We start from the raw sequence: 15,867 nt of genomic DNA, 5'->3' as shown, positions 1-15,867 counted from the left end.
GGCCTACGGCTCCCACCTCAAGGCGACGACCGGCGATGCGCTTTCGAACGCCACGGATTGGGACGTCCAGTGCAACAAGTGCCACTCGGGCCACTCGGGTCCGGTGACCGTGCCCCTGCCGCCCACGAGCTGGAACAACCGGGACAACGGCTCGGGCACCACCCTGAACATGCAGACCCAGCTCGGCATCGACTACACGGCGAACGGCGGGATCCACCTGGGCGGCACGGCCACCTCGGGCACGACCGAGGCCGAGATCTGCTGGAACTGCCACGGCACCGACGACACGATCAACGAGTGGGGCTACAACGCCGACACGAACGGGGCTTCGTTCCCGGTGGTGCAGATCGTCGACGTGAACGGCCAGACGGGCGGGTCCTACAACTACGGGTGGCTTTACTCCGACTCGGGCTGGACCACGCTGACCCCGTACTGGGTCGACGCGTCGGGTAACGGCATGTACCGGAAGGACGGCTACCAGCACGACTCCGCCACGACCCCGAGTTTCGCCCTGAGCCGGAGGATCTCCTCGGTGCACTCGGTGGATTTCACGGTGGGCTCGAACCCCGGTTCCAGCGTGGCCAATAACGTGGACGGGTCGGGCAACGTGATCCGGACCACCGGGGCCCAGACCCTCGAAAGCCGGGCCCAGATCCGGTGTTCGTACTGCCACGACGTGCACGACCTCAATAAGGCCGTGAACGACACCCAGTCCGGGCGGCCCCACCTTCGGGGCACGTGGATGGGGAACCCCTATCCCCCCGACGTGCCGCCGCTGGCCGGGTATAGCTACCCCACCACGGGCGGCCCCGGCCCGCTGAGCGCGGGGAACCGGTTTTCGTTCAACAACACGAGCCGGGGGGAGAGCGGGGCGTTCAGCGAACCGGTGCCGCGGCTCTGGGCCGACCCGGTGTCCCGGAACAAGGGCGGGTACTTCATCGACGCCAACTCCGGCCGGCCCACGGACGACCCCAGCTACGACACCCTGGCCGAGACGGCGGGATTGTGCATCCTGTGCCACGGCTCCGACGTGGACAATATGGACTACTACACGGGGAGCTCCCTGTGGAGGTTCGGCAACGGCCACTCCAACTCCACCCTGGGCGGCACGGGGGCCAACGCCTCGAACCTGTTCGACGCCCGCCGCACCACCGGGAGCTGGCTCTACATGGCCCACCAGGAGGGGGTCAACGTGTTCGAGTACGGGAACCGCAGCAGCGCGGATTCCTCTGGGCCGTTTCGGTCCAGCTTCAACAACCTGAAACCCGCCAAACGGGGCGGGCAGTATTCGCCGCCCCGGAACACCGGGTGGTACGGCGGCACGCCGGGGAGCACCACGAGGGGCGGCCAGTACAGCACCTGGTACAGCGCGAGCGGCATCGGCACCGACGGGGTGAACGCCACGGCCCACAAGTTCCCGTGCTCCAAGTGCCACAGCCCCCACGCCACGGGCCTGCCCGCGCTCCTGATCACGAACTGCCTCGACAAGAACGTGAGCAACTGGACCGCCGCCAATGGCCGGGCGACCCCCAGCGTGCGCCAGGCCAACAACTGCCACCGCAACGAGGGCACGACCTCGGGCTGGCACCGGCTGAACGTGGGCCAGTGATGCCGGCGTCGGCAGGAGAGAGGGGAATGAGCGGAAGAAAGTTTTGCCGAGGATTCGCCGCCGCCCTCCTGGCGGTGATTCTGGCCGCAACGGGCTGGGCCGGGGAGCGCCTGCGGGAGCCGTTCTCCCACGGGGCCCCGGAGGGCCGGGTGGCCGGTCGGGACGGCACCGGGTGGACGTATCCGGCCATGGGGTTCCGGGTGGGCAATCCGCTTCGGGTGGAGGCCGCGGTGGATCTCGGCCGGGCGGACCGGGGCGTGATCGCCTTCGACATCCAGCGGTTGCCGGTGGACCTCGAGCGGGACCAACGCAGCGTGTTCGCCCTGCAGGACGCCGCCGGCCGGACCCTCCTTCTGGTGCAGATCGACTGGACGTCGCACTACGACCCCGCCCGGCCCATGGTCTTTCTGGCCGGGGGACGTTACTTCGAGGAGGGGATCGCCTGGTGGAGCCCCTGGATCCTCCTGGACGAGCCCGTGGTCCCGGGGCAGTGGATCCATGTGGAGCTCACGTGGGACGACGATGGGGGCCGGTATGAGCTGTACGTGGACGGCCGGCTCCAGGACACGGAGCCCAAATTCTACGACGGGGTGCTGGGCAAGGTGGATCCGGATCCCCGAAGGGTCGCCAACGAGGTGGAGGCCCGGGCGGGTTTGCCTCCGCGGTACGTGCCCCACCGCTTCGGGGACCTGTTGGCGCGGGTGAGAACCGTGCGGTTCGGGGTCAACTGGGAGCCCGGGGACGTGGAGGCCACCTCGCCCCTGGCCAACGCCGTGTTGGACAACTTCGTGATCGCGGTGGACGAGGCGGCCGTGCCGGTGTCGGCGGTGCACGGGCCGGAGTACGACCCGAAGGACCTCCGGGCCGCGATCGGGCCCGAGGGGGTCACGCTGACCTGGGAGCCGCCGAAGGTGCGGGGGGTGAACCAGGGGTACCGGGTGTACCGGCGGGAGGGGAGCGGCCGGTTCGAACGGCTGACGCCCGAGCGGGTCTACGACCTCACGTTTACCGACCCCACGGCCGAACGGGGGAAGACCTACCGGTACTCGGTGACGGCCGTGTTCAGCGACGGCCGGGGCGGGGACGTGGAGAGCAAATACCCGCCCGAGATCGCGGTGACCGTGGCGGATCTCGCGGTGGCCGAGGTGGGGGCCGAGAAGGCCCTCTACGGCGCGGGCCAGGAGATCGGCGTGACCCTGCGGGGCGCGCCGGACAAACGGGCCTCGTTCACGATCGCCGGGGTGGCCGCGGACGTTTCCATGACCGAGGTGGACGACGGGGTGTACGTGGGCCAGGTGGCCGTGCCCGAGGGCGTGAACGGCACCTTCGCCCTCACGGGGGCGCTCACCGACCCATCCACGGGGGAGACGGCGAGCCTCGAGGGCCCCGCGGTCACGATCGACACGACGCCCCCCGAGCCGGTGCCCGCCGGCCGGATTCTGGCCTCGTCGCCCTGGCCGGGGGAGATCGAGGTGACCTGGCAGGCGAGCCCCTCGGCCGACGTGGACCACTACGAGATCTTCCGGGGCGAGGGGGCCGACCCGGACCTTGCGGGCGCCGCCTACGAAACCACCCGTAAACTCTCCCTCACCGACACGGCCGTGGTGCCGGGCCTTGCGTACCGTTACGCCGTGGTGGCCGTGGACCGGGCGGGGAACCGGAGCGCCCCGAGCGAGATCGTCGTGGCCGAGGCCGCCCCCGGCGAGGGCCCGGCGATCACGGGCGTGACCGTGGAGCCCTTCGGGAAGCCCGCGAAGCCGGGCGAGACCGTGACCGTGACCGTGGTGGCCCAGAGCGGGGCCACCGTGACCGCGGACCTCGGCACCCTCGTCCAGGCCCTCCCACTCACCGAAGAGGGCCGCACGGGCCGGTACACCGGGACCTACACCGTGACCGATGCCGACGTGGGGCCCACGAAGGCGCTCTACCGGGTCGTCGTCCACGTGGCCGACGCCTACGGCTCGGCCGACCGGGCCGGGCCGGAACTCGCCGTGGTGGGCCTCGACACGCTCAACGACACCACCCCGCCGGTCATCGCCTCGGCCGAGCACGACTTCTTCTCGGCCGTGGGGTTTAGCGGAAAACTCGTGGCGGGGGATGTGCTCACCGTGACCCTCACGGGCGAACCCGGGGGCTACGCCACCTTCGACCTCCCGGGCGTGGCCGAGGGACTTGCCATGGTCGAGGCGGAGCCCGGGACCTACCGGGGCACCTACACCGTGGGGTGGGACGACGAGGGGACCGAGGTGCCGGTGGTCGTGCACCTGGCGGACGACGCGGGGAACGTGACGACCCGGCCCGCGGGCCGGCCGGTATCGTTCGACACCCGGGTGCGGCTTTTCGTCACGGCGCGGGACGCGCTCCTGCCGGCGGACCAGAAGGCGACGACCCGGCTCACCGTGAAGGCCGAGAACGCCAACGGCGACCCGGTGTCGGGCCACGAACTCGCCCTCACGCTCTCGACCACCGAGGAGTACACGGGCGTGGTGGGCGGGGGCCGACTCGAGGACAAAGAGGCCCGGATGGACGACGTGGACGACGTGGAGGTCAAATGGGGTGGGGTGACCGACGCCTTCGGGGAGGTCACGGCGACCTACACGGCGGGGTTTGCGGCGAAGACGGCCCTGCTCCTTGCGAAGGACCTCACCACGGGGGACGTGGGAGCCGGGTGGCTCAACACCTACGTGGCCTCCACCGTGGCGATCGAGCTCTATCCCCGGGCCCAGAGGGGCATGGAGGACCGGGCCGTGCTCACCCTCACGGCCGAGCCCGAGAAACTCACGGCGGACGGCCGGTCCACGAGCCGGCTGAAGGCGAAGCTCCTGGACCTCCAAGGGAACCCCATCGAGGGGGCCCGGGTGCGGTTCGCCCTGGGGAACGAGAACGGCCGGCTTCGGGTGCTGCGGGGCGGGCGCACCGACGAGCGGGGCATCGCAGAGGCCGAGTACCGGGCGGGCACCGCGATCGGCGCGGTCACGGTGACGGCGTCGGCCGAGGCGTGGGGGGTGACGGCCGCGGTGCAGATCGTGCTCATGGCCGACGCGCCGGCCAAGATCGAACTCGTGGCGGGAGCGGACCGGCTGCCCACGGGCGGGGAGACGGCGCTCTCGATCCGGGTGACCGACATCCACGACAACCCGAACCACGAGGTGCCGGTGGTTTTCACGGTGCTCCAGGGCAGCGGCGATGTGGCCCCGGCCCAGGTGCTGACCGACCGCAACGGCGAGGGCCAGGCGACCTTCCGGGCCGGGTCCCGGCCGGGCACGGTGATCGTGGAGGCGCGGCACACGAGCCGGGCGCCCACCGAGGAGGAACTCCGGCGGATCTACGGCACGGTGTTCGTGCCGCGGCTCGCCGACCGCCAGGAGCGCGACCGGGTGAGGGTGGCCGAGTGGCTGGTGGAGCCCGGGGACGAGGTGACGAAGGGCCAGCCCCTGGTCGTGCTGGAGGGCCGCAAGGGTACCTGGACCCTCGCGGCGCCGGAGGCGGGCACCTTCGTGCGCCGGGTGAAGCACCGCAGAGACCGGGTGGAACTCGGCGACACCCTGGGCTACGTGGAGATCGACGAGGACGTGTGGGCTGACGAGTACGTTGGGACGCTGGGACGTTAGGACGTGGGGACGGGGGACGGGGGAACGTCACCGGTCACCCGTCACGCGTCACGGATCACCAGTCACCCGTTACGCGTCACGAGACGTTCGGACTTTTCGAGGCGGGAACCGATGAATCGTAGATCCTGGGTTGGTGCGATCGTGGCGGCGGTTGTGGCGTGGGCGGTGCCCTCGGGGGCGACCCACTATCCGCCGGGGGCGCTGTGCTACGACTGCCACGCCGTGAGCGCGAGCAAGATGGTGGCCGGCACCCATCTGCTGAAGAAGTCCCAGAAGACCTTCGACCTGGGCATCACCGACACCGACCCCGTGGTGCGGTGCCTGTTCTGCCACGAGGAGAACGCCGTCTCCGTGGCGAACCGCGACCGCATGAAGGGCGTGTACCACGACTTCGACGCGACGTCCCTGTCGAAGCACCCGGTGGACGTCACCAGGAGCACCTTTGCCCAGGATGCCACGGCCTTCGACTGCCTCGACTGCCACACCGTGAGCGGCATGACCTCGGACGGCGCCGGAAACGCCAACATCCACGGGGTGGACGCCTCCCAGACCCTGCTCGACCCGGCCACGACCCTGGTGGGGAGCCCGCTGAACCTCTCGGACGCCGAACTTTCCACCAAGACCTGCCAGAGCGCCAACTGCCACGACGCCGACGGCGGCGCGATCAACGGGTACAACGCCCCGGCCCGCCACGGCGCCTCCAACGCGAAGATCACCCTGAACGACGTGGCCGTGGGCGAAAACCCGGTTTACTGTACCCGGTGCCACGGAAAGCACGCGAGCCCCGACGGAGAGCGCCTCCTGGTGCTCCAGAACACCTCGGGCCACTCGGGTCAGCCGGCCACGAACCAGACGGTGCGGCTCACCGAGTGCGACGTGTGCCACACCAAGGACGAGAACGGGGGGCTCACCGACAACTACGGCCTCTACGGCCACGGCAAGGTGGGGGTCACCTGCGACACCTGCCACGAACTCCGCCACGACGCCAACGGCGACCGCGTCTTTGACCCGGCGCCCCGGCTCAAGGCGACCCTGGCCGAGGACACGGCGGCCGGCACCTCGACCTTCGGCACGAACTTCTACTCCAACTGCCGCCACTGCCACGCGGGCCACGCGCCTCACACCCCCACCCCGGCCGCGGGGGGCGACGCCGGCACGGGCCGCAGCGCCGGCTGCCTGGACTGCCACGACCAGCACGGCACGGCGGCCGCGGACGCCACGTTCCAGAACGACACCATGATCCGCCGCACCGTGGCCGGCGAGGACACCCAACTGCCCGACGACGACGTCAAATACAACGGCGACTGGTACCTCTTCGGGGCCACCAACGGCACCTGCGACAACACCAACTGCCACAACGTCATCCCGGCGGGCCAGAGCCTCAACGACAACGGCGCCGGCGGCACGAACCACCTGGGCGGAACGCTCACCGCCACCACCTGCGCCTCGGGGAACGGCTGCCACGACGGCCACAACTCGGCCACCACCTTCGGCGCGGCCCAGGCCTGCGACGCGTGCCACGGGTTCCCGCCCACGGCTTCCGACGCCCATCCCGACAACGCCGACGCCGTGGGGGTCCACGACACCCACGTGAACAAGATGAGCTACGCCTGCTCCGAGTGCCACTACAACAACAACCACAACCAGAGCGGCTGGGGCTCGGACCAGGGTACCCCCGTGCCCTCGGCCAACGTGGAGGTGGCGTTCAACCCGGCGTTCAACCCGAGCGGCACCTACGACACGGGCACGAACACCTGCTCGAACCTCACCTGCCACAACCCCGACGACTCGGCGATCGGCATCACCGGCAAGGGCGACTCGACCCAGACCCAGCGTTCGGCCCCGGTGTGGCTCGACGCCTACAAGACCACGGCCAGCACCGAGGCCACCCGGAACGGCTACCCGGCCAACGCCGGCACCTGGGAGATCGGCGACACCGGCGAGGAGTGCGAGGCCTGCCACTTGAACTCGGTGATCAGCGGCTACGTCCAGGCCGACGGCGGGAGCCACTGGGCCCACGAGAACCCGGACGCGCCCCAGAAGAACTACCCCTGCCGCACTTGCCACGCCGGCGAGAACGCCACGGCCAACACCTACAGCCCCGACCACGCCCGGGGCAGCCTGACCGATCCGGCCCTGGTGGCCTTCGACCTCACCCAGGCCGGCATCGCTGGCCTCGGCGGCGAGGCCTTCAACAACGCGACCTCCGAGTGCACGAACATCTACTGCCACGGGGTGAGCCTGGGCAACGGAGGCACCGACCAGACCCCGATCTGGACCGACACGACCACGGGGAACTGCGGAACCTGCCACGGGAGCTTTGGCGAGAACACAACGACGCCGGCGAAGGAGGTGAACTCCCACGGCCATCCGCGCCACTACAAGGACGTCTGGGGGCCGAGGCTAGTGAGCGGCCACGGTGGGGCGAACTGCAACTCGTGCCACAACTCCGGGGATATCTCGAACTGCGCCCAGTGCCACATCGGTAGCCAGTTGTACGGCGCGATCAACCCGGGTGCGGTGAACATTTCGGCCACCCACGTGAACGGCTCGGTGGAGATGACGGGCGGGGTTTCGTTCGCGGCCACCGCGGCTTGCGACAACTGCCACTCCACAGCCTCGGTGAACGGGCAGGTGGGCCGGGATCTGGCCAAGACCTACTGGACTACGTCGAACGCGATCCCCTGCGTGAACTGCCACAACGGCACCGATCCGGCCACCTCCCTCCCGGACGGCACGGGCCGCACGGCGCCCGACGTGCTGGGCGACGATGCGAGCTACGGCGCCGAGATCACCGGCCACAACCGGCCGAGCGGCACCTACCCGGCCTCGGGGAACCCCGCGGCGAACAAGGCCTGCGGCGACTGCCACGATACGGCCTCGGCCCACGTGAACAACGCGGACGACACGACCTTCGCGGGCAACCGGTTGCGGGCCACGGTGAACACCGTGTCCACGGGGTCCACGGTGAGCGGGCTGTGCGGCGCCTGCCACCAGACCACCCTGGGCACCCCGGCCACGAGGCAGGTCTCGACCCACGGCAACCAGAACACCTCGTTCACGTCGGGCCCAACCCACGACCCCAACGCCGAGGCGTTCCGGTACAACTGCGAGGCCTGCCACGAGCCCCACGGCATGACCCGAAACGCCAACAACACCGCGAACATCTACATGGTCCGGCCGTCCCTGGAGGTGAAGAACCACGCCGTGCCCACCACCGGCGCCGACCGGACCACGGTGATCCCGGTGGTGTTTGAGGCGAAAAGCGGCCCCAACTCCTTCGACGACGGTGCCACCCAGTCCAACAACATGTGCGTGGCCTGCCACATCGACGCGAACCGGCCGGGCAGTTCCACGGCCCTGACCAACACCGACGGGAACCACATCGAACTCGACGACTACACCTCCAACGAGCAGGGGAACGACTGTTCCGCCTGCCACGCCCACGACTACGATTCGAACGCGGGCGGAACGGCCGACGGGTTCATGCCGCTCCAGTGCGACGGGTGCCACGGGTTCCCGCCGGCCACCAACGCCCACTCGAAGCACGTGACCACGGCCGGGTACGACTGCGGTAAATGCCACCAGAACGCGGGGACCCACAACGAAACCGGGGTGGCCTCGGCCACCGAGTTCAACAACCTCATGACCACGAGCCCGGGCACCGTGCGGAACAACGTGGACGTGGTGTTCGACGCCGGCCTAAACCCCAACGGGGCGTACAGCCTGGCCAAGGGAAGCCGTCCCAACGACACGGCGACCTACGGCACCTGCAACACGCTGTACTGCCACGGCGACGACGCGACCCGGTTCCCGGCGGCCGACCAGGGCACCGACACCACGCCCGAGTGGAACGGCACGGCCGCCTGCGGCACCTGCCACAGGGCGACCGCGGCCGCGCCCCCGGGGACCTTCGCCCACCCGACCCATGCCGGGAGCGCGGCGGGCTACGGGTTCGCCTGCGCCACCTGCCACGTGAGCACCACCCTGGACGGCACGAGCGTGATCTACCCCTCCCACGCCAACGGCCAGGCCGACGTGGCCTTCAACGCCGGCGACTCCCGCCTCGACGCGAACTCCGCCTACGGCGGCACGGTCACGGTGGGCGACGCCCTGAGCGACCCCAACGACACCTGCTCCGGGACCTACTGCCACAGCCCGGGCAACGACACGGCGGCCCCCTACACCGAGGCCCCGGCCCAGGCGCTCCAGTGGGACCAGACGGCGTCGTGCTGGAGCTGCCACGGAAACGGGGCGGGCGACGCCACCCCGGCCTACGCCGACGGCACGCCCAAGGCCAACAAGCACCCGAAGCACGTCGCGGCCAACGGGTTCGCGTGCTCGGTGTGCCACTGGCCCACCACCCAGGACGCCACCGCGACCGGCGGAACGATCGCGAACCGGGCGAACCACTTAAACCGCGTCTACGACGTGGACGACGACAACCAGGGCGGAACCCTGGACGCGTTCACCTACTCGGCCGGGTCCTGCTCGGCCGCCAACTGCCACGGCGGCGGCTCCGCGGCCTGGACCGACGCCGGGCCCATCGCCTGCGACGTGTGCCACAGCCGGGTGAACGGCTCCAAGACCGGCGTGGCCGACGCGAACAACTTCTCGTTCGGGGACGGCGTGCAGTCGAAGGTGAACGACGTACCCACCTCGGGCGAGTACGCCACGGCCGGTCACGGCGCCAAGGGCAAGGCCTGCACCGACTGCCACGACACCGGGGTGGACCACGACACCTCGGCCGGCCTGACCGGGGCGAATCCCTTCCGGCTGAAGGACCAGGACGCCGGGACGGGGGGCGTGCAGTTCTCGTGCTCCTACACGGGCGCGGGCTGCCACGTGCCTGGCACCATCGGGCCCCGGACGAACCTCGACATCTCCACCTTCACCACCCACTCCTCGGCCGCCATGACGGCCGCGGGATACGCACCCAAGTACACCTGGAGCTTCGCGCCCGAGTGTGTGAACTGCCACGACCCCCACGGCGACGACGCGAACCTCTCGATGATCCAGCGGGAACTCTACGACAAGGCCCAGTTCGCCCTGCCCGGGGGGCCGCCGCCGGCCGAGCCCACGGAGCAGACCGCCCTCGCCTTCACCGACGACACGACGGGCCAGAGCCCGGCGGGCACGAGCTACGCCGACAGCGACGCCCCGTTTTCGAGTATCTGCCAGGAGTGCCACGAGGGCACCCCGGGCGTGGACACCCCCTTCGCCTTCGTGGACGACACGAGCGCGTCCGGCGGAACCCACCCGGGCGGCACCGGGAACCCCGGCGACTGCTCCGGGTGCCACAAGCACGACAGCGCGTTCAAACCGAGCGGGTGCTCGGGCTGCCACGGCGGCGGCACCACGGGCGCGAGCGCCGACAACTACTGGCCCGACAGCTCCAACGCCCGGGCCGAGAACACCGCCGGCCGCCACCCCAAGCACCTGGAGCAGTTGGCCTCCCACGTGTACGGGGAAACCCTGGCCGAACTCCTCACGGACAACACGGCCCAAAACCCGGGTCTGAGCTCCGACCAGAAGCAAAAGGAGCTGTGCTCCTACTGCCACAACACCCCGGGCGCCGACGCCGACCACTCCACGAGCCTTCCGGCCGAGGTGAACAGCATGTTCACCATCTGGAGCAAGGCGGCCGACGACGGGGTGTACGACAACGCGGCCGACACCTGCGCCAACGTGGACTGCCACAACAACAAGCTCACGACCGACGGCACCTTCGGGTGGTACGACGCGGGCGCGTCCACCTGCACCATGTGCCACACCCCCGGCGGCCACACGGGCGGGTTCGCGAACCCCACCACGGGCCTCCACGACGTGGTGCCCGCGGTCTCCGGCGTGCAGCACGGCGACAGCTTCCCGTACAACGGCGGGGCCAACACGGCCGACTGCACCACCTGCCACACGGCGAACCCCTCCACGGCCCACCTGAACGGCACGGCCGATCTGAGCGCGCCCACCATCCAGTTCGCGGCCAACGTGGGCTTTGCCGACGGGACGCCCCCCACCTGCGCCCCGAGCCTCACGGGCTGCCACCTGGAGCAGACCGTGGGGGAGAGTTGGTCGAGGAAGTGGCACGAAAACGCCGCGGCCACGAACGGGACCGAGTGCGCCGGGTGCCACGGCGACTGGACCAACGGCTGGAACGCCGGGGTGACCCACCGCACCGACGGCGGGCCCCGGGCCCACGCCACGGGTACGAACTACGAGTGCAAGGACTGCCACGCCCTGGAGTCCGCCGGGTACACGTTTGCGAGTGTCACGGCCGACTGGAACCAGTCGGCCGGGGAAACCTCGAACCACGGCGACGCCCAGATCACGATGAACGTGAACGGAACCTCGTTCGGCCGTAACGGCACGGGCCTGTCGGGGTGCAGCGCCTGCCACGCGGCCTACGATGGCGCCTCTGCCGGGAGCCACTCGTTCGTGACGACCGCCTGGACCCTGCAGGGGGTTTCGGGGGACGTGCCGAGCGTGAACTGCTCGTCGTGCCACGACGACGGGGGGGCGAGCGGCGCCCCCCAGGTGAACGCCGCGAGCCCCCACACCGACGCGGACGGCGCCGGCGCCACCTGGGCCGCGGGCGACTGCTCGGCCTGCCACACGGGCCACGTGGGCGCGGCCGGCGGGGTGGACATCCCGCTCCCGCCGACGAGCTGGAACAACCGCACCGACGGGTCGGGCACCACGATGAATATGCAGACCCAGCTGGGGCTCACGTACTCCCACGGCGGCATCCACCTGGGCGGGAGCGCCACGACCGGCACGACCGAGGCGGAGATCTGCTGGAACTGCCATGCCAACGTGGGCGTGAGCGAGTGGGGTACGAACACCGACACAAACGGCACTTATCCGAACTATGATTTCGGGTCGCTGAACACCTCCAACTGGACCACGGCCACCTGGTCGAGCGCCGAGTCGTTGTTCAGCTACAAGACGGGCCCGATCCAGTCCACCCACTCGGTAAACTTCACCGCGGGCACGGCCGACCTCTCGGGCGGACCCTACAACTACACCGAGACGAAGGACGCCGTGGGGAACATCCGGTGCTCCTACTGCCACGACGTCCACGACCTCAACCGGGCGAACGGCGACGGCCAGTCGGGCCCGCCCCACCTGCGCGGCTCGTGGATGGGGAGCCCGTACTACGAGGACGGCGCGCCCACCGGCGCCTACAACTACTACTCGTTCACCGAGAACTTCGGGGCCGTGCCCCGGGGCTGGCACTCGAACGCGGCGGGCATGGACAACGCCGACCTCCTGGGCGGGTGGATGATCGACCAGAACATGACGAACACCGGCAACGGCACCTACCCGCCCAACTGGACCCTCTCGGCCTCGGCGGGGCTCTGCACCCTGTGCCACGGCACCGACGTGGACAACATGGACTGGAAGGTGGGCGAGGGGCTCTGGGTCGGCACCAACGGCCACTCGAACGCCGTGATCGGCGGCACCGGGAGCCGCAAGGCGAACATCTACAGCCCGTCCACCCGGGGCGAGGGAACGAGCTACACCCAGCCCAAGATGGGCTACCAGATGAACGGGTCGGGCGGGGCCGACGGCGACCGGATGTACGGGCTTCGAAACTACCAGGGGAACAGCCAGAGCACCGCGAGTTCCAACATGACCACCGACAACAACCGGGGCGTCTACCCCTACGCCCATTCCTACTCCGACAACGAGGTCCGCTACGCCTACGAGGCGGGTCGGGGGAGCAACTTCAATAGCGTCTGGGGCGTGGACCAGAGCACCTCGACCGCCCAAACCAAGTACCACAACTTCCCGTGCTCCAAGTGCCACAACCCCCACGCCTCGCGGCTTCCGAAGCTCATGATCACGAACTGCCTGGACGGGGTGCACAACACCTGGGACGACAACTTCAAGAACGACCCCGACTGGACGAGCGGGTACGCCCGGTCGAACATCAACTGGTCCACGACCAACATCTTCAGCGCGAGCGTGCAGGCGGCCGGGAAAAACAAGGAGTTCTTCTACGCCCGGAGCGCCCAGAACTGCCACCGGTTCGTGGACGCCGACGGCGACAACGTGATGGATTCGGGCGACGAGCCCGGCTGGAACAAGGTGACGCCGTGGTGAGCCGGCCGGAGAAGCGGAAGAGGTGAGGCCATGAGGACGCGTGGTGCGACGTGGAAGGTTCTTCTCGCGGCCTGGGGCCTGGCGGCCCTCCTGGCCGGTTCCGCCGGGGCCGGGGTGCGGCTCCGGGCGGCCCCCGCCGAGGGCCCGGCCGGGCCGGTGCGGGTGGAGGGCGGCCGGGTGGAAACCGGCCGGACCGGGCCCGGGTGGCGCTCGGCGCTGGCCGACGACACGGCCGGCGTGGAGGAGGCCGTGGCCGTGGACCTGGCGGGCCGGCCGGCGCTCCTCGACCCGGTTTCGGGGAGCCTCACCCTGGCGCTCGAGTACACGGGACCCCGGCCGGAGGGCTCCGCCTGGGACGGGCTCGTCCAGTTCCTGGACGCCCAGGGCCGGAGCCTCGTGGCGCTCTCCGTGGCCTGGAACCGTACGGCGGACGGGCGGCCCACCCTCTACTTCGTGGGCGAGGAGCGGGTGTGGGGGGAGCTGTTTCCGTGCCCCCTGCCGCGACCGGGCGAGGAGCTGCGGGTGACGCTCACCTGGGACGGGGATCCAACGCGAAACCGCGTGCTGGTGAACGGCCGGGTGCTCAAGGGATACCGGTATGGCGGCGACCCGATTCCCGAGCCCGACCGGGCCCGGGTGGCGTTCGTGCGGGTGGCCGAGCGGGCGGCCCGGATCGTGCTGGGCGCCGAGGTGGGCGCGGACGGGGACGGAACCCCCTGGACCTGGTCGCCTATGACCCGCTTTCTCCTCAGGGAGTTCACCCTGACCGGGGCCGGACCGGGCCTCGCCGTGGCCGGCGTGGCCGCGGAGCGCACGCTCGTGGGAGCGGGCCAGGAGATCGCGGTGACCCTGACCGGGAGCCCGGACGCCCAGGCCTCGTTCACGATCGCCGGGGTGGCCGCGGACGTGGCCATGGCCGAGGTGGACGACGGGGTGTACGTGGGCAAGGTGGCCGTGCCCGAGGGCGTAAACGGCACCTTCGCCCTCACGGGGGCGCTCACCGACCCGGCCACGGGGGAGAAAGCGAGCCTCTCTGGGCCCGCGATCACCATCGACACGACGCCCCCCGAGCCGGTGCCGGCCGGCCGGATCCTGGCCTCGTCGCCCTGGCCGGGGGAGATCGAGGTCTCCTGGCAGGCGAGCCCCTCGGCCGACGTGGACCATTACGAGATCTTCCGGGGCGAGGGGGCCGACCCGGACTTCGGGGGCGCCCCGTATGAGGCGACGCGGGAACTCTCCTTCACCGACACGGCCGTGGTGCCGGGCCTTCAATACCGTTACGCCGTGGTGGCCGTGGACCGGGCGGGGAACCGGAGCGCCCCGAGCGAGGTCGTGGCGGCCGAGGCCGCCCCCGGCGAGGGCCCGGCGATCACGGGCGTGACCGTGGAGCCCTTCGGGAAGCCCGCGAAGCCCGGCGACACCGTGACCGTGACCGCGGTGGCCCAGAGCGGGGCCGCCGTGACCGCGGACCTCGGCTCCCTCGTCCAGGCCCTCCCCCTCACCGAAGAGGGCCGCACGGGCCGGTACACCGGCACCTACACCGTGACCGACGCCGACGTGGGGCCCACGAAGGCGCTGCACCGGGTCGTCGTGCACGTGGCCGACGCCTACGGGTCGGCCGACCGGGCCGGGCCGGAGCTCGCCGTGGTGGGCCTCGACACGCTCAACGACACCACCCCGCCGGTCATCGCCTCGGCCGAGCACGACGGGTTCGCCGTGGCCGGCTTTAGCGGCAAGCTCGTGGCGGGGGATGTGCTCACCGTGACCCTCACGGGCGAGCCCGGGGGCTACGCCACCTTCGACCTCCCGGGCGTGGCCGAGGGGATTGCCATGGCCGAGGCGGAGCCCGGGACCTACCGGGGCGCCTACACCGTGGGGTGGGACGACGAGGGGGCCGAGGTGCCGGTGGTCGTGCACCTGGCGGACGACGCCGGGAACGTGACCACCCAGCCCGCGGGCCGGCCGGTATCGTTCGACACCCGGGTGCGGCTCTTCGTCACGGCCCGGGACGCGCTCCTCCCGGCGGACCAGAAGGCGACGACCCGGCTCACCGTGAAGGCGGAGAACGCCAACGGCGACCCGGTCTCGGGCCACGAACTCGCCCTCACCCTTTCCACCACCGAGGAGTACACGGGCGTGGTGGGCGGGGGCCGGCTGGAGGACAAAGAGGCCCGGATCGACGACGTGGACGACGTGGAGGTCAAATGGGGCGGGGTGACCGACGCCTTCGGGGAGGTCACGGCGACCTACACGGCGGGGTTTGCGGCCAAGACGGCCCTGGTCGTGGCGAAGGACCTCACCACGGGCGACGTGGGCGCCGGGTGGCTTAACACCTACGTGGCCTCCACCGTGGCGATCGAGCTCTATCCCCGGGCCCAGAAGGGGATCGAGGACCGTGCCGTGCTGACGATGACCGCGGAGCCCGCGTGGCTCACGGCGGACGGCCGGTCCACGAGCCGGGTGAAAGCGAAGCTCCTGGACCTCCAGGGGAACCCCATCGAGGGGGCTCGGGTGAGCTTCGCCCTGGGGAACGAGAACGGG

Annotated in this window: 4 protein-coding genes; all 4 read left to right on the top strand. The window is 70.6% G+C overall.

Annotated features, from left to right (window positions below):
- Positions 1 to 1,609: hypothetical protein (locus ACYQ8L_RS16300; RefSeq protein WP_459942869.1), on the top strand; the 1,609-nt coding region annotated here is incomplete at its 5' end.
- 26 nt (positions 1,610 to 1,635) lie between these two features.
- On the top strand, positions 1,636 to 5,220 hold the full coding sequence (locus tag ACYQ8L_RS16295; protein WP_459942868.1) for an Ig-like domain-containing protein: 3,585 nt from the start codon (positions 1,636 to 1,638) through the stop codon (positions 5,218 to 5,220).
- Between the two features lie 111 nt (positions 5,221 to 5,331).
- Positions 5,332 to 13,326, top strand: coding sequence for a CxxxxCH/CxxCH domain c-type cytochrome (locus tag ACYQ8L_RS16290; RefSeq protein WP_459942867.1), 7,995 nt, complete (start codon positions 5,332 to 5,334; stop codon positions 13,324 to 13,326).
- A 30-nt stretch (positions 13,327 to 13,356) separates the two neighbouring features.
- On the top strand, positions 13,357 to 15,867 hold a 2,511-nt coding region (locus ACYQ8L_RS16285), incomplete at its 3' end, for a hypothetical protein (protein WP_459942866.1).

The organism is Deferrisoma palaeochoriense (assembly GCF_054656955.1).
The sequence above is the reverse complement of the archived record's forward strand: the minus strand, read 5'-3'. Positions and strand labels throughout refer to the sequence as shown.